Origin of the sequence: Alcanivorax sp. VBW004 (assembly GCF_009718865.1) — a bacterium.
GTDB lineage: Bacteria > Pseudomonadota > Gammaproteobacteria > Pseudomonadales > Alcanivoracaceae > Alcanivorax.
The window spans coordinates 2528807-2544368 of record NZ_WNHC01000001.1; the positions used below are offsets into that span (position 1 = coordinate 2528807).

15 protein-coding genes are annotated in these 15562 nt (G+C 56.5%); 13 read left to right on the forward strand and 2 right to left on the reverse strand.

The annotated features are described in order from the left end of the window. Positions 1-51: 51 nt before the first annotated feature. Positions 52-3339 (forward strand): hypothetical protein, encoded by a 3288-nt coding sequence (locus tag F1529_RS11470; protein WP_230457777.1) that lies wholly within the window; start codon positions 52-54, stop codon positions 3337-3339. Positions 3340-3529: 190 nt separating this feature from the next. Here the strand turns inward: F1529_RS11470 and F1529_RS11475 are convergent, their stop codons facing one another. After that, positions 3530-4603 (reverse strand): 3-deoxy-7-phosphoheptulonate synthase, encoded by a 1074-nt coding sequence (locus F1529_RS11475; RefSeq protein ID WP_155134842.1) that lies wholly within the window; start codon positions 4601-4603, stop codon positions 3530-3532. A gap of 309 nt (positions 4604-4912) precedes the next feature. Further along, complete coding sequence (gene cobB, locus F1529_RS11480; protein ID WP_155134845.1) at positions 4913-5629, reverse strand: Sir2 family NAD+-dependent deacetylase; 717 nt, start codon at positions 5627-5629, stop codon at positions 4913-4915. 34 nt (positions 5630-5663) lie between these two features. On the opposite strand from cobB, the gene F1529_RS11485 reads away from it, so the two are divergent. The 12 genes from F1529_RS11485 to F1529_RS11540 all read left to right on the forward strand — a co-directional run bounded on the left by F1529_RS11485 (position 5664) and on the right by F1529_RS11540 (position 15283). Next, positions 5664-6038, forward strand: a complete 375-nt coding sequence (locus tag F1529_RS11485) for a hypothetical protein (protein ID WP_155134848.1) — start codon at positions 5664-5666, stop codon at positions 6036-6038. Between the two features lie 152 nt (positions 6039-6190). Then, a complete protein-coding gene (locus tag F1529_RS11490; protein WP_007149923.1) occupies positions 6191-7723 on the forward strand; it encodes a bifunctional GNAT family N-acetyltransferase/carbon-nitrogen hydrolase family protein in 1533 nt (510 codons plus the stop codon). Between the two features lie 408 nt (positions 7724-8131). Next, entirely contained in the window at positions 8132-8623 is a 492-nt protein-coding gene (locus F1529_RS11495) for a hypothetical protein (RefSeq protein ID WP_155134851.1), read from the forward strand. A gap of 85 nt (positions 8624-8708) precedes the next feature. Then, positions 8709-9326, forward strand: coding sequence for a hypothetical protein (locus F1529_RS11500; RefSeq protein ID WP_155134853.1), 618 nt, complete (start codon positions 8709-8711; stop codon positions 9324-9326). A 99-nt stretch (positions 9327-9425) separates the two neighbouring features. Next, entirely contained in the window at positions 9426-10301 is an 876-nt protein-coding gene (locus tag F1529_RS11505) for a toll/interleukin-1 receptor domain-containing protein (protein ID WP_155134855.1), read from the forward strand. Positions 10302-10376: 75 nt separating this feature from the next. Continuing rightward, a complete protein-coding gene (locus F1529_RS11510; protein WP_155134858.1) occupies positions 10377-11159 on the forward strand; it encodes a hypothetical protein in 783 nt (260 codons plus the stop codon). A gap of 73 nt (positions 11160-11232) precedes the next feature. Then, entirely contained in the window at positions 11233-11631 is a 399-nt protein-coding gene (locus F1529_RS11515) for a hypothetical protein (protein WP_155134861.1), read from the forward strand. 6 nt (positions 11632-11637) lie between these two features. Continuing rightward, the gene (locus F1529_RS11520; protein ID WP_155134864.1) at positions 11638-12252 is read left to right on the forward strand and encodes a trans-aconitate 2-methyltransferase; all 615 of its coding nucleotides are present in this window, start codon (positions 11638-11640) and stop codon (positions 12250-12252) included. 114 nt (positions 12253-12366) lie between these two features. Beyond that, positions 12367-12978 carry a hypothetical protein gene (locus F1529_RS11525; RefSeq protein WP_155134867.1) on the forward strand — a complete coding sequence of 204 codons (612 nt, stop codon included), beginning with the start codon at positions 12367-12369 and terminating at the stop codon, positions 12976-12978. 51 nt (positions 12979-13029) lie between these two features. Next, the gene (locus F1529_RS11530; protein WP_039925864.1) at positions 13030-13641 is read left to right on the forward strand and encodes a DUF1287 domain-containing protein; all 612 of its coding nucleotides are present in this window, start codon (positions 13030-13032) and stop codon (positions 13639-13641) included. Between the two features lie 15 nt (positions 13642-13656). Beyond that, positions 13657-14067 carry a GFA family protein gene (locus tag F1529_RS11535; RefSeq protein WP_155134871.1) on the forward strand — a complete coding sequence of 137 codons (411 nt, stop codon included), beginning with the start codon at positions 13657-13659 and terminating at the stop codon, positions 14065-14067. Between the two features lie 127 nt (positions 14068-14194). Next, the gene (locus F1529_RS11540) at positions 14195-15283 is read left to right on the forward strand and encodes a DUF1214 domain-containing protein (protein ID WP_155134874.1); all 1089 of its coding nucleotides are present in this window, start codon (positions 14195-14197) and stop codon (positions 15281-15283) included. Positions 15284-15562: the final 279 nt, after the last annotated feature.

The window sequence follows — 15562 nt, forward strand, 5'->3', positions numbered from 1 at the left end:
AGCTCCTGTTCTGGGGGCCATAACGACAAAGATATGATGGAGGGGTTCATCTTGGCTAATCAATTCAAACTTCTGGTCGGCAGCAGCGCCCTTGCGGCAATGCTGGCAGCCTGTGGTGGGGGAGGCAGCAGTTCAGCGCCAGCTTCCAACACCTCGGACGCTGCCACGCGCGCGCTACCACCGGAAATCGCAGAGATCATCGACGAACAGAATGAGCTCACCGATGCCTTGTGTCCGGATGCGTCTGGCGACGCCGGTGAAGGGGGATCCATGGATCCCGGTGAGTGTTTGACTGAAGGTGAAGAAGGGTCGGAAGACGACACCGGTTTCGAGCTGTCACAGGACATGATTGTCCAGCAGTTCTGCCCGGATGCGGCGGTGGCCTTTGATCCTGCCGGCCTGTTTGATCCGGCCATGCTGCAGGAAGATCCGCAGGCTGCCCTGACCGGGTTCTTCGAGCAGTCCGGCACCTTTGCTGCGGCTTGTTTGCAGGAAGCGGCGGGCAATCTTCAGAACGCAGGCGATCTGCTGGGCGGTTCCAACCCGATTACCGAGGCGATCTGCCCGGAAGAATCCCTGGACGGTAACGTTGACCCGGCCAACTGCTTCGCAGAAGCCGCTGCTGGTGGCAATTTGCCCGGTGGTGGTGACGGTGGCGATGGCGCCGCAGACCCGATTGCCGAGCAGCTTTGCCCGGAAACCGGCTCGATTGCGCCCAACCCGGCCTCTCCAACCGCGTGTCTGGATGAAGCCAGCCGTGTCTATATCACCATCATCGACATGATCACCGCGCCCAATCCGCTGACAGAACAGATCTGTCCTCAGGATGCGGCGGATGGCCGAGTGAACCCGCCGGATTGCTTCGCCGAAGCGACCATGGGTATTGGTGGTTTCCCCGGCGACCCGGGCGGTGGCGATGGCAGCAACCCGTTTGCGCCGGTACTGGAACAATTCTGTCCGGATACCGCTGCCGCACCGATCGGCCCGACAACCCCTGTGGACTGTCTGGCGGAAGCGGGCGGTGATTTCGAAGATGTGCAGGACTTGCTGCTGGGCCCGAACCCGCTGACCGAGAACCTGTGTCCGGAAGCGGCCCAGACCACGCCGATTGATCCAGCAGCCTGCTTCATGGAAGTTGGCGGTGGCGGACTGCCCGGTGGCGGTGGTGGCGATAACCCGCTGGCGCCAGTACTGGAACAGTTCTGTCCTGAAACCGCTGCAGGTGAAGTGGGCCCGACCACGCCCATCGACTGTCTGACTGAAGCCGGTTCTGCGTTTGGTGACGTTCAGGACCTGTTGCTGGGCCCGAACCCGCTGACGGAAAACCTGTGCCCGGAAGCGGCTCAGACCACGCCGATTGACCCGGCAGCCTGCTTCGAAGAAGCGGCCGGTGGTGCTGGCGGTCTGCCCGGCGGTGGCGGTGACAACCCGCTGGCGCCAGTGCTGGAACAGTTCTGCCCGGAAACCGCTGAAAACGAAGTCAGCCCGACCACCCCGGTAGATTGCCTGGCGGAAGCCGGTGGCAACTTCCAGGACGTGCAGGATCTGCTGCTCGGTCCGAACCCGCTGACGGAAAATCTGTGCCCGGAAGCGGCCCAGACCACGCCTATCGATCCGGCAGCCTGCTTTGAAGAAGCGGCCGGTGGAGCAGGCGGCTTGCCTGGTGGTGGCGGTGATAACCCGCTGGCACCGGTGCTGGAGCCGTTCTGTCCGGAAACCGCTGCAGGCGAAGTGGGCCCGACCACGCCCATCGACTGTCTGACCGAAGCCGGTTCCGCCTTTGGCGACGTTCAGGATCTGATCTCTGGTTCCAACCCGCTGACCGAGGCGCTGTGCCCGGAAGAGTCTGCTGACGGCACGGTTGATCCGGCTGCCTGCTTTGAAGAGGCTGCCGGTGGTGCAGGCGGTCTGCCCGGTGGCGGCGGTGACAACCCGCTGGCGCCGGTGCTGGAACAGTTCTGCCCGGAAACCGCTGAAAACGAAGTCGGCCCGACCACCCCGGTAGATTGCCTGGCGGAAGCCGGTGGCAACTTCCAGGACGTACAGGACCTGCTGTTGGGTAGCAACCCGCTGACCGAGCAACTGTGCCCGGAGGCGTCTGCGGATGCTCCGATTGATCCGGCTGCCTGTTTCATGGAAGCGGCCGGTGGTCTTGCACCGGGCGGTGGTGAGCTGCCGGGTGCCGATGGCAACCCGCTGGAACCGGTACTGGCACAATTCTGCCCGGACACCTCCGAAGCAGATTTGGGCCCGACCACGCCGATCGATTGTCTGACTGAAGCTGGTGGCAACTTTGGCGACGTGCAGGACCTGCTGCTGGGCAGCAATCCGCTGACCGAACAGCTGTGTCCAGAAGCCTCTGCGGATGCTCCGATTGATCCGGCTGCCTGTTTCATGGAAGCGGCCGGTGGTCTTGCGCCAGGCGGTGGTGAGCTGCCGGGTGCCGATGGCAACCCGCTGGAGCCGGTACTGGCACAATTCTGCCCGGACACCTCCGAAGCAGATCTGGGGCCGACCACTCCGCTGGATTGCCTGACCGAAGCGGGCGGTAACTTTGGCGATGTGCAGGACCTGCTGCTGGGCAGCAACCCGCTGACCGAGCAACTGTGTCCGGAAGCCTCTGCAGATAGTCCGATTGATCCGGCTGCCTGCTTTATGGAAGCGGCCGGTGGTCTTGCGCCAGGCGGTGGTGAGCTGCCGGGTGCCGATGGCAACCCGCTGGAGCCGGTACTGGCACAATTCTGCCCGGACACCTCCGAGGCAGATCTGGGCCCGACCACTCCGCTGGATTGCCTGACCGAAGCGGGTGGTAACTTTGGTGACGTGCAGGACCTGCTGTTGGGCAGCAACCCGCTGACCGAGCAATTGTGTCCGGAAGCCTCAGCAGATAGCCCGATTGATCCGGCTGCCTGTTTCGAAGAAGCCGCTGGTGGTTTTGCTCCGGGTGGTGGTGGCCTGCCGGGTGCCGATGGCAACCCGCTGGCGCCAGTACTGGGTCAGTTCTGCCCGGATGCTTCCGAAGCGGATCTGGGGCCGACGACGCCTTTCGACTGTCTGATTGAAGCCGGTTCTGCTTTCGGAGACATTCAGGATGCAATCTCGGGCTCCAATCCGCTGACCGACCAGATTTGTTCAGAAGAGTCTGCCGACGGCAACGTGGACCCTGCGGCGTGTTTCATGGAAGCCATCAGTGGTGGCGCTGGCGGTGACGGCACGCCGCTTGATCCGATCCTTGATGGAATCTGCCCTGATGCAGCAGCGGGTGGCCTTAGCCCGACGCTGGCATTCGAGTGTTTGCTGGAGGGAGGTTCTGGCCTGGCCGGTTTGTTCGGCGGCTAAGTTAGCCCTGCTAACCGTTTGAAGAAGCCCGGCAATTGCCGGGCTTTTTTTGTGCGGCTTAGCGAAGAAGCGTTTTTGCGCTGGGGATTTGTCTGCAAGCGAAGTGGGTTATACCTGCAGTGAGCCCTTATAGGGGAACGCCCACAAAAAAGCCGCCCTGAAGGCGGCTTTTTTGTCAGCAACGGGGCGATTAGTTCTGCCGTTTCGGCAGCACCTCGCGCAGTTTGTCGGCCATGCTGCGAATGGCTTCTTCGGTGGTGTCCCAGGCGATACAGCCGTCAGTGATGGACACGCCGTATTCCAGGTCGTCCAGATTTGGCGGGATCTTCTGGTTGCCGAATTTCAGGTGCGATTCCACCATCAGGCCGAGGATGGAGTCGTTGCCTTCCAGAATCTGGTTGGCGATGTTTTCCATCACCAGCGGTTGCAGGCCCGGGTCCTTGTTGGAGTTGGCGTGGGAACAATCCACCATGATGTTGGTGGAGACACCGGCTTTCTCCAGCGCCTGTTCAGCCAGCGCCACGGATACGGAATCGTAGTTCGGCTTGCCGCCACCGCCACGCAACACAACATGACCATACTGGTTGCCCTTGGTGGTGGTCAGCGCCACGCGGCCTTCCGGGTCGATGCCCAGGAAACGGTGTGGGTGCTTTACGCTGAGCATGGCGTTTACGGCCACATCCAGGCTGCCATCGGTACCGTTCTTGAAACCCACCGGGCTGGACAGGCCGGAAGACATTTCCCGGTGCGTCTGGCTCTCGGTGGTGCGCGCGCCAATGGCGTTCCAGGCGATCAAGTCCTGCAGGTACTGCGGGGTGGTCGGGTCCAGCGCCTCGGTGGCGGCAGGCAGGCCCAGCTCGGCCACATCCAGCAGCAGCTTGCGGGCAATATGCAGGCCGTCTTCCACCTTGAAGGAATCGTTCATGTAAGGGTCGTTGATCAGCCCTTTCCAGCCCACAGTGGTACGCGGCTTCTCAAAGTAGACACGCAGCACCAGGTAGATGGTGTCGCTCACCTCGTCGGCCAGCTTCTTCAGCCGGGCGGCGTATTCCATGGCGGCGTCCGTATCGTGGATAGAGCAGGGGCCAATCACCACGAACAGGCGATGGTCCTTGCGGTCCAGAATATTACGGATGGTCTCGCGGCCGCTGATAACAGTCTGGCGGGCGTTATCGCTGAGAGGCAATTTTTCCTTCAGCGCGTTGGGCGTAATCAGTACGTCCTGCGAGGCAATGTTAAGGTCGTCTACCTGCTTGTCGGTCATGATGTGCTTTGCTACCTGTAGTTGCTGGAGGCCCCGTGCCCCGTTCTTGCGCGGCGGGCTCTGGCTGACACTCCCTTTGTAGAGGTCCAGCAGTCTAGCGGAATCAGCCGGTTATAGAAATATCAAGGGGCCTGTCTGCGCCATAGGGTGGGGCAATGAAGGAAAAGCCAGCTATTAGCTACGAGCTGCTAGCTACCAGGCGCGAGGTGGTCCTGGGGTACGAATAGTCAGTGCCCGCGTTCCGACCGAATCCGCATACCTGACAGGTTATTTAAGAAACGGGTGTTCCTCGCAGCTAGAAGCTCGTAGCTAGCAGCTTAGTCCTTCAATCAACGCTTCCACATAGGCCGGCACCAGTTCGCTGGCCAGTCCATGCTGGTGCTCAGCGAAGGCGGTGAGCCGCTGGGAAGGCTCCAGATTCAGTTCCACGGTGTGCGCACCATGGCGGTTGGCCTCTTCCACAAAGCCGGCGGCCGGGTACACGTTGCCGCTGGTGCCGATGCTGATAAAGCGGTCACACTGGGACAAGGTGCGGTAGATGGTCTCCATCTGCAGGGGCATTTCCCCGAACCACACCACATGGGGGCGCAGGCAGCCTTTGCCGCCGCAGAGCGGGCAGGGCAGGTTGACGGTCAGGTCGTGGTCCAGGTCCACCAGGCCGCCGCTGGTTTGGCAGCGGCCCTTGAGCAGTTCGCCGTGCATGTGGATCAGATTACGGCTGCCAGCCCGTTCGTGGAGGTCGTCGATGTTCTGGGTCACCAGCAGTACCTTGCCCGCCGGGAAGGCTTTCTCTAACTTGGCCAGTGCCCGGTGGGCCGCATTGGGCTGAATGGCCGGTGTGAGCAGCTGTTGGCGGCGCTGGTTGTAGAAGTTCTGCACCAGCAGGGGATTGCGCAGGAAGGCTTCCGGGGTGGCCACATCTTCTACCCGGTGGTTTTCCCACAGTCCGTCGGCGGCGCGGAAGGTCTTGATCCCGGATTCCGCAGAGATTCCGGCGCCGGTAAGTATTACAATGTTTTCAGCCATTTATCCGCCCGTATTACGTAAGGTTTCAGATTCTATGGACACCATTATCGACCAACAGGAAAACCTCAGCCTGCCACCGCGCGGTAACGTGACCCTGCTCCACTTTCATCAGGGCATGGTGCTGCTGGTCGGCGAAGACGCGGTGGGCCTGTATCGCGACCGGGTTGCCATCGATGACCCTCTGGCCAATGGTGTCATCGGCTACGAAACCATTCCACCTTCATTGCAGCCGCAGTGGAGCGAGGTGTGCGGTTTTGTCCGCGAGCATCAATCCGGCTTTGTTGGCCTGAATGAAGGGGGCGTGCTTTTTATTCGCCCCGATGGGGTGGCGCTCTATCCCAGTGGCATGCATGCGTTGCAGAATCAGGAAATGAGCTGGTTGATTACCTTCCCGCCACTGAATGCCTAAATAGAGAAGCAACACGCGGCACGCAACACGGAAATGCAAAAATCGTCGTAACCTGCAGCATTGAAGCGCGGCTGCGGCATTGAAGAGATGAATAGACCTGTATCGCGTTGTTGCGTTGAGCGTGACGCGTGCAGCGAAAAACGGAGTTTTTTATGGCCGAAGAAACAACCCGCCTGCGTTTGCGTACGCTCACCGAAGACGATTACCCGGCGTTGGCGCGTCTTATGAATCAGGTCTATCACGATATTGGTGGGGCCTGGCCGGAAGACACCATCAAGACCCTGATCCGCATTTTTCAGGATGGGCAGCTGGTGATCGAAGACAATGGCGAGCTGGTGGCCACGGCGCTGACCATCAAGGTCAAATACGACCGTTTCTCCAACCCGCACCGCTACGAAGACCTGATCACCGACGACAAGGTGCGCTCCCACGACAAGAAGGGGGATGCCCTGTACGGCTTGGACGTGTTTGTGGACAAGGAGTACCGCGGCTACCGGTTGGGGCGTCGTCTTTACGAAGCCCGCAAAGAGCTGTGCCGGGAAGAAAACCTGCGCGCCATTCTGGCCGGGGGGCGCCTGCCGGGGTTCACCAATTACGCTGACCAGATGAAGGTTACCGAGTACATCGAGCAGGTGGAATCCCGCGCCATTTACGACCCGATTCTGTCGTTCCAGCTTTCCAATGGCTTCGACGTGAAGCGTTTGATGAAAGCGTACTTGCCGGAAGACGAAGACTCCCACGGCTACGCCACCCTGCTGGAATGGGACAACATCCTCTACGAACCGGAAGATGACGACGCCGAATGGCCGCGCCGTACCGTAGTGCGTGTGGGGGTAGTCCAGCGCCGCATGCGCGCCGCCCGTGACGTGCAGGACCTGCTCAATCAGGTGGAATTCTTTATCGATGCGCTGTCCGATTATCGTGCCGATTTCGCGGTGCTGCCGGAATTCTTCAGCGCCCCGCTCATGGGCCTGCGCCCGGAATTGAACTCCGTGGAAGCAGTGCGTTTCCTGGCCAGCTTCACCGAAGAAGTCCGCGATGCGTTGGCGGACATGGCGGTGAGCTACAACATCAACATCGTCGGCGGCTCCATGCCGGTGATCGAAGATGACAAGGTCTACAACGTGGCCTACCTGATGCGCCGCGATGGTTCGGTGGAATCCCAGTACAAGATCCACATCACCCCCCACGAACGCCGTGACTGGGTTATTCAGGGCGGTGACAAGTTGCAGGTGTTTGATACTGATGCGGGTAGGGTGGGTATCTTGATTTGCTACGACGTGGAATTCCCCGAGCTGGGCCGGATTCTCGCTGACGAAAAAATGGATATCCTGTTCGTCCCGTTCTGGACCGACACCAAGAACGGCTACCTGCGCGTACGCCACTGCGCCCAGGCCCGCGCCATCGAAAACGAATGCTACGTGGCCATCTCCGGCTCCGTGGGCAACTTGCCACGGGTGGATGCCGTGGACATCCAGTACGCCCAGTCCTCGGTGTTTTCCCCCAGCGACTTCTATTTCCCCCACGATGCCATCATCAGTGAGTCGGTTCCCAATACCGAAATGCTGATGTTTGCGGATGTGGACCTGGAAAAACTGAAACTGCTGCACCGGGAAGGGTCGGTGACCAACCTGCGGGATCGTCGGGATGATCTTTATAGTCTGGATTGGAAAAACAAAGACTGAATCCCACCAGGGCAGGGCCGTCCGGCCTTGCCCGCCTTTGCTCCCATGTCCCGGGCGTACTGTAGGAACGAAGCGTAGCGAAGTAACGCACGTAGTGCGGCCCGGAGGGTGAGCGAAGCGAATACGCCGCTTGAGGCGCAAAAAAAACCGCAAAAAGCGCATCCGTGCTAGACAACCTCCCCAAACATCCGAAAGAAAACCTGCTCCCCACCGCTTGATCAGGAAACGAGGCCTTCCTCATATCACAGCCGCCCGGAAAGGGCGTCGTTGTAACTCGTTGAGATTTCTGGTTTTATCGGTCGGTATATGAATTTGATAAATGTGATAGGAAGCTGGCATGTTCATTGGATATTTGGGCGGGCTTCCTAATACCTATTATGCAGCATAGGTATGACTGGAGAGAGTGTGATGTCAGAGGTTGAACCAAATTGGATTTCAGCAGTGGCTGCTGTGCTTTCAGGAGTTGCCACAATTGCGGCAGCAATTGCTGCTTTTCTAGCATTTAAGCTACAGCAGTCTCTGGCAAAGACAAGGGAGGAGCTTCTCAAGGGAGATAGTCTACTTAAAAACATTCAGTTATTTATAACAACGTTTGCAGATGTTCATGCGACAGCGAAAGAAGTCTCGTCGGAAGAGAGAAGGGAAAAGCTCGGGCTGCTATCACGAAACCTTCAGTATACCGAAACGATTATCAAATCACTGAACCCAGGAATTGGCGCGAAAATCGAAAAATGGCGGGTTTCTCCCGACAGCGAAGGTAATAATATTGCGCGTGTTGTGGACCACGCCCTTGGTGGGATTGGGGCTACAGTCGGAGATAAATACGACGATTTCCTGTTCGCTAAAGCCGAAGAGCTCAGAAGGATTCAAGACATAGTATTTGAGGAAATGCGTGCATAACCAAGCCATTAAGTGCGCGCACTTCGTGCGCTGGGCCTCGTTTCACTCGGCCGCTTATGGCGATCGTTAGCTTTAGGAGTTAGTCGTGGATGTAGAAGTCACAGAAGCAACGGCATTAGCTGCTTGGTTGGACCCTAAAATAGTGGTGCCAGCTATAGGCGTTATTCTCGCTTCGGTGATTGCCCCAATCTTGCTACACATCCTTAAGGCAAAGAGAGAGCGAGAAGATAAAATCTTAGAAATTAGGACAAAAGTGTATTCTGCATACTTCCGAAAATTCGAAGATGCAGCAAAGGGCGTTGGCGTCGATTATGAACAGTTCTCAAAAGTAACTTTGCGGAACGCGTTTGAAAAGTTGCTAGAGGCTGGAGATTCACCTGAGGCTATCATCAAGTTCCAAGATGAGATGGGGCGATTCCCGCACCAGATTCAAGAGTCCCACAGGAAGGCAACCGAAGAAATTACAACGCTTAAAATTCTGGGCTCAGACAGGCTTTTTCACCTGACGTCTGAGTTTGAACAGCTCCACCAAAAGATTCTTGAAATGTCCTCCAAGTGGCTGTGCGAGATGCCGGTGGCATTGGAGACTCCCGATTTCGAAGCGCCGATTGCCAAAGAAATGAAAGTACTCGGTGAGAGAGTGAAAAGTCTCAAAGATGAAATAATAAACCAGATGAGAGCCGAGCTTAAGATCGGTGATTAATATAACGCAAAACAATGAGGTCAGGTTTCTCAATTTCCATTAATCCTACAGTCTGGGAAATGGGAGACCTGACCCCAGGACCATGCTAAGGGGTGAAAATTGAGCAAGTGTATCTTTCTTAGCCACACCCATGCCGACAAGCCGTTCGTTCGGAGGCTAGCGGCTGATCTAGAAGCACATGGCATACGCTATTGGCTTGATGAGGCTGAAATTAAAGTCGGGCAGTCTCTTATTGAGAAGATCCGTCAGGGTCTGGACAGCGTGGATTATGTCGCCGCAGTCCTTTCTCCCAACTCGATTTCGTCCCCTTGGGTGCAGAGAGAGTTAGACGTGGCTATGAATCAAGAAATATCAGGCCGCGAAGTAAAGGTCTTGCCTGTCTTGTATAAGCCAGTGGAGCTTCCGGGATTTCTGCTGGGAAAGTTCTATGCTGACTTTACGGATGAACAGAAATACCCCGAGGGACTGAAGAGGCTTGTAGAAAGTATTGGTGTGGTTTTCAATCGGTCTGCCTTAGATTCCAGTCGTATGGGGTCCACGCTCGGTGAGGCGCTGGATCGAGCGTCTCAGATCAATTTGCCCATGCTTTCAGCGCCGTTTCATCGTCCGTTCCAGTATATGGGTATGAATGTTGATGAGGTGTTAAAAATCGTTGGTGGCGAGCGCAATAAAGTTGGCAACATCATCGTTGAGAATGATGAATGTCGAATGTTTTTGGAAAGAGAGGGAAGCTTTGTTAGCTTCATCGAAGTTGATATTAAGCAAACTGCACCGTTCAATCAGGATCAAGAATTTGATCCCGAACCGATGCTGGGAGCACTGAGCATTAATCCCAGCGAGCTTGAGCTGGTCCGATCTAAAATCCACTGTCACACGTACTACGATCATCGGAAAAAATTAAAGGTAACAGTCATGTGTGTGTATAACGGCGGGCCAATATCAGTTGGTTTTAGTTCAAAGTATTATGGAATGTAGGGGCAATGTCGTGTACGCCCCTAACGCCCATGTTGCAGGTGCTTTAGCTGATGAAAAAGGAATGCAGGTAGTTCCATGAAAGCAAGCGAGCTAAAGCAGAGATTGGAGCAGCTCGAAGGATATTCGAAGACTTTGGTGCAGGCCGTGCGCGTCATGGATGAGCGAAGGCACATCCTTGAGCCGCTTCTGGAAGATGAAGAGGTTAAGGTTGTGCTAGGGAAAAAGTTTCGCAATACCTTCGGTGCGCAAGCCTACAATCATCTTGTCCCGTGGTTTGCTCAGGATCTGGTGCGTGATCTTGCCCGTCTTTTTTTGGATCAGGACAGGAGGTCGGGCAGTCTAACTAATTTGTTCCGAAAAGCTTCCGAGCCGCAGGTCCATGGGGCGCTTCGCGAGCAGTTCAGAAGAATCCCAGACAAGTGGTACGAGAATGCGGATGGTATCGGTGATCTGCCAAAAGCGCTTGCGGCTGACATGTTGGCTGAAATGCAGGAAAGCCAGCGCAATGACTTCGAAGCATCTTTTGATAAAGGATGGGATGAGGTGAGCGAGGCTGTTTCAGAGATGGGGGCGAATTCTGTTTCAAAGAAACTGAAGACGTTCCGAGACAAGTACCACGCGCATCTTGAGATGTCCGCGTTAGGGAAAGATCCTGCACCGTTTGATGTCGTGAGCTTGGGCCTGACATATAACGATATATTTGCCTTTGCTGACCGTTACATGAAAGCGGCTTTTGAACTGGATCGGCTCATCTCAGGAACTGTTTCGGACCCGGAGGAGTTTTCAGAGCTGCATCGCCAGTACGGCTCGGCGATGTGGCGGATACTGGCGGACCTTGGCGTGAAAGGAAGAGGTTAACAAACCGCTGGAGTCGACGCGCTATGACCTGGGGTTAGGTCTTGCCCCGTGCCTTAAACCCTGAGGAGAGACAATGCCCCCCAACCTGATCAAAAACGGTTTTATCGCCGCCGCCTTGATGAATATCGGCGGCGTCCTGCTTTTCTCCCGTGCCTTCACCAACGACGCTATCAATCAGGCCGATCCGGTGGTCATGTCCAACTTCGGGCTGCTGATGATCATGGTGTGGGGGCTGGCCTATCTGGGGGCGGTGTTTATCCAGGGCAATATCCGCTGGCTGGCGGCGGCGTTTGCCGTGGAGAAGCTGGTGTATTTGGTGGTGTGGGGGCTGTGGATGTCGAACCATAGCCTTGGCGCGGTGTATGAGCAGGATCTGTTTGCCGGGGTGTTTTACAGCATCTATGGGCTCAACGATCTGGCCTTTATGCTGTTCTTTGGTTGGGTGTTCCTTTCGCAGCGCTCCAAGGGTTGACTGCCCATGGAGCCCACCGAAACCGGCAAGAAGTACGACACCCTGACCCACCTGTGGGAAAGCGAGAAGTTCAATCGCCAGAATGGCGTTGAGGCGCACAAGCGGGCGCTGCAGTTTGTCCGCCGCAAGGGCCGGGCGCTGGATGTGGGGTGTGGGTGTACGGGCCGGTTTATCGATTTGCTGCTGGAGCAAGGGTTTACGCCGGAAGGCGTGGATATTTCGGCGAAGATGCTGAGGCTGGCCCGCGATCGCCACCCGGATGTGACGTTCCATCATCAGGATATCTGCCAGTGGGACAGCCCTGCTGATTATGCTTTTATCACGGCGTGGGACAGCATCTGGCATGTGCCTCTCTCGGAACAGGAAAATGTTATCACCCGGCTGGTGAACAGCCTGAAAGCGGGCGGGGTGTTGATCTTCTCGTTTGGCGGTAGCGATGAACCGGGAGATCACCGGGATGATTTCATGGGGCCGGAAATGTATTACTCCTCACTGGGGGTTAACGGATTCCTGGCGCTGGTATCCCGGCTTGGCGGTGTGTGCCGGCATCTGGAGTATGACCAGTATCCCGAGCTTCATACCTACATGATTGTGCAAAAGCCTGAGGCATCTGTTGACTGATTTTCTCCTTCGGCAGTGTGCCGGTTGCTGGCGCTCAGGGATGTATGCGATGAGCATGTTCTACTGTCTTAACATCGTGACGCTGGCGGCCCGCCAGTAAGCCGGGAGACGTTAATGCCGCTGTCGATCAAACGTGTGGTGCCACTGGAATCGTTCAAGCTGATCATCGAGTTCGACGATGGCCGTTTTCGCCAGTTTCCCTCTGCCCGGGTCGCGGATACACCGCTGTGGTTTCTGGCGTTTCCTCTCAAGCTGCGAGCCTGTGACGTCACCCCCGGGGCGCTGAGCTGGACGGCCCTGGATAAAACCCAGATGTGGGATGGCCAAAATGTGTGGGAGCAGGAAGCGTCGCTGGACGTGCCGGCACTGCTGAAGTGGTCTGAAGCAGTGGATTTTGCGGATTTGAAGGCGGCGACCTTGACCCTGGGCATGGAGAACCGTGCACCCACCGAGCAGGATCAGCGGCATCATGTGTATACCGTTTCCATACGGCCCTTCTGCGATGACAAATGGTTGGTGTTGGGAGAAAGCATTGGTGGAGGGTTTGCCGAGCGGGGCGGTTCGGTGGCTCTGACGCTGGACAGTATCGATACGTTTGGTGACTGGAAGCGGCATTGTCAGCTTGCCGGTTGCGATTGGGTTGTTCCGTTTTTCCTCCGTGTTGATATGGATCATGCAGAGCGGGTGGACGACATCCTGCGGGCTTACCGGAACAGACTTCCCTGATGGCGGTCGGATAATGGATCTGAATGATTGGAAAGCGAGCGGGGTAGGGGTATGTCACAACGCCTGGGATGCGGGTTAGCGTTACTTTTGGGGCTGTTGTCAGGCGTTGTGCAAGCAAACGCTTTTCAACAGGATCTGGTGTCGGCGGCGCTTGAGCGTACGCAACATCAGGTTAGCTACAACGGCGCCTACTATCGGTTGGATTACCCCAATGGTGATGTGCCGGCGAATATCGGTGTCTGCACCGATGTGGTGATTCGCGCTTACCGTACTCTGGGCGTGGATCTTCAGGTTTTGGTTCATGAGGATATGGCAGCCAACTTCGCGGCTTATCCGTCCAAACGGATCTGGGGGCTAAGTTCCACCGATCGCAATATCGATCACCGCCGGGTGCCGAACTTGCAGGCTTTCTTTGCCCGCCATGGCAAGTCATTGCCGATAAGCCAGACTCCGTCGGATTATAAGCCCGGAGATTTGGTGACCTGGATGTTACCCGGGAATTTGCCTCATATTGGCATTGTTACCGACAAGCTGGCGGCGAACACGGGCACTCCGAAGGTCGTGCATAACATTGGTGCGGGGCCTCGTCTGGAAGACATGTTGTTCGACTACCGCATCACCGGGCATTATCGGTATGAGCCTGCGGGCGATCATTCTGAATAAGCGAAGGAGGGAGAGATGGCGATCTATCCAATCGACGGTGCTTGCCAGTGCGGTGCGGTGACCTACCAGTTATTGGCTGAACCCCAGAAGGTGCTGGCCTGCCATTGCAAGGCCTGCCAGAAGCTGTCCACCAGTGCATTCAGCCTTACCGCTGTTGTACACGCCAAAGACATCGTGTTTCACGGTGAAATGCGCGAATGGCTGCGTACTGCTGACAGTGGTAATACCAGTGCGGCAATGTTCTGTCCCACCTGCGGTAATCGCATTTATCACGTTAACCCGGATGAGCCAGACAGTATCAAGCTCAAACCAGCCAATCTGGCGGATACCAGCATTCTTGAGCCGCAGGCACATATCTGGATCAGCGAAAAACAGGATTGGTTCAAGATTCCGGAAGGGGTGAAAACCTTCGATAAGCAGCCCTGATTGTGGTCCTCCCGGGGCTGAGATATGGTCAACATTCCAGGGTAGCGGCAGTGTGTACTGGCTCGCGGGTTACGGTGAAACGCTGTGCTAGGATCTGCCTACATCTTCAGCGATAAGGACATTGATAATGATGAAACAATGGATCGTAGTCGGTTTGGCGATAATGCTCGGAGCTTGCTCGGAAGAGCCCGGGAAAGCACAAGAACCGGTGGATAAAAGCGCTGGCGTTGAGAAAAAAACCGTGGCGGATACTGTCGCGGTGACTGATGCGAATTATTCCACGGCCATGTCCGACCTGGCCATGCAGAAGGAATTTGTGCAGGGAGCGAGCAACACCCAATGGCATCACCATCGCACCATCATGGAGCTGGACAAGCAGCCCGCGCCGATGATGAACCGCGATACCCTGTATTCCTTCTCCATTCTCGATGGTGGCGGTGACGTGGCAATTACCCTGCCGGAGACAGATGGCCGCTATCAGTCGCTGCATGTCTGGAACCATGATCATGTGACCTATAAAACCTTCTATGGTCCCGGTCGGTATGTCATTCCGGCGGACAAGACCAGCGATTTTTTTGTTGCCAATGTCCGCACCCAGGTCGACGCTTCCAGCCCGGGTGATGTGAAGAAGGTCAATGGCTATCAGGATCAGTTGAAAATCGAGTTTCTCAACGGCTATGAGCCCAAACCTTTCAAAGTCACGAACTGGAACATGGATGATTTCAATAAAGTGCATGCCAAGTATGTGGCCATTGCCGGGAAAGAAGGGGTGATGGGTACGATGGGCACGCTTGAACACCCGGTGTCCCAGGAAGACAGAAATCGCGGCATTTCCATTGCCACCGGGCTGCTGCCAGACAAGGAAGCCGTTTACCTTACGGCGTCCTATCAGGCTGGGCAGGGCAAGGCACTAAAAGCGACCTATCCGGTGCCTGGTATGGCAGACCCGGACCTGGGGTTTTATTCCATCACAATTTATGGCGATGACCAGTACTTGCACACGGACAAGGGTTCTACCATTAGCAACAAGGAAATTACCCTCAACGAGGATGGCAAGAGCTTTGATCTGTACTACGTGCCGGAGTCGGAATACGGCAGCCATGACAATGAGTTGATCATTCCAACGGAAACGTTCTGGATCAATTTGCGTGTGTACCTGCCGGCGGAGTCCGTCATTTCGGGAGAATACACTTTGCCGGAACCGACTCAGCCCTGATTGCCTTCCTGTGAGACTTTCGGGCGCGCTGCCCGAAAGTCTTGCGGCAGATGCGCCATGAATTCATGGAAGGAGAGCCTGCCGCCAACCCCGGTCCCTCATTCGCCGATTGCCTGTGTGGTGTCCTCAGCGTCATTTCCACCCCCAAACATTTTTGCCTTGGTGGCTTTCACTGCGAAGTGTGCTGCAAGCGGCCCGGCGTTTACGCCGTTCAGCAGCAACTGAGCCGTGCTTGCCTGTCGCATTGTGTCTGCGACGTGACAGTGGCGCTGAAACCGT

Coding starts and splice junctions, on each gene's coding strand:
- F1529_RS11490 (WP_007149923.1), top strand. CDS start 6,191: ATGGCCGAAGAAACAACCCGCCTGCGTTTGCGTACGCTCACCGAAGAC.
- F1529_RS11520 (WP_155134864.1), top strand. CDS start 11,638: ATGGAGCCCACCGAAACCGGCAAGAAGTACGACACCCTGACCCACCTG.
- F1529_RS11535 (WP_155134871.1), top strand. CDS start 13,657: ATGGCGATCTATCCAATCGACGGTGCTTGCCAGTGCGGTGCGGTGACC.
- F1529_RS11510 (WP_155134858.1), top strand. CDS start 10,377: ATGAAAGCAAGCGAGCTAAAGCAGAGATTGGAGCAGCTCGAAGGATAT.
- F1529_RS11485 (WP_155134848.1), top strand. CDS start 5,664: ATGGACACCATTATCGACCAACAGGAAAACCTCAGCCTGCCACCGCGC.
- F1529_RS11530 (WP_039925864.1), top strand. CDS start 13,030: ATGTCACAACGCCTGGGATGCGGGTTAGCGTTACTTTTGGGGCTGTTG.
- F1529_RS11525 (WP_155134867.1), top strand. CDS start 12,367: ATGCCGCTGTCGATCAAACGTGTGGTGCCACTGGAATCGTTCAAGCTG.
- cobB (WP_155134845.1), bottom strand. CDS start 5,629: ATGGCTGAAAACATTGTAATACTTACCGGCGCCGGAATCTCTGCGGAA.
- F1529_RS11475 (WP_155134842.1), bottom strand. CDS start 4,603: ATGACCGACAAGCAGGTAGACGACCTTAACATTGCCTCGCAGGACGTA.
- F1529_RS11540 (WP_155134874.1), top strand. CDS start 14,195: ATGATGAAACAATGGATCGTAGTCGGTTTGGCGATAATGCTCGGAGCT.
- F1529_RS11515 (WP_155134861.1), top strand. CDS start 11,233: ATGCCCCCCAACCTGATCAAAAACGGTTTTATCGCCGCCGCCTTGATG.
- F1529_RS11495 (WP_155134851.1), top strand. CDS start 8,132: ATGTCAGAGGTTGAACCAAATTGGATTTCAGCAGTGGCTGCTGTGCTT.